Annotated in this window: 1 protein-coding gene; it reads right to left on the minus strand. The window is 65.5% G+C overall.

The window, feature by feature from the left end:
• Positions 1-232 (minus strand): IS66 family transposase (locus AC0L2X_RS32665; protein ID WP_473601244.1); only part of this gene is annotated, 232 nt, incomplete at both ends.

Consider the following 232-nt stretch of genomic DNA (forward strand, 5'->3'; position numbering starts at 1 on the left):
GCTCGATATCGAACAGGGCATCGATGCGCTTCACGGCTTCGACCGCCAGCGGATAGACCAGGTTGGGCTTCTCGCCGCGCGCCTTCTTGCGCGCCGCCGCTTCGACATCGGCCAGCTCGAACACTTTGCGCCGGCTGTGGGCCCAGCAGCTGGCCTCCAGAACAGGCGCCGGCTGACGACCCGTCGCATAGAGATCGCCATAACCGCCAAAGGCATCGGCCTGCAGAATGCC

The sequence above is a fragment of the Mesorhizobium sp. WSM4828 genome, assembly GCF_055811175.1.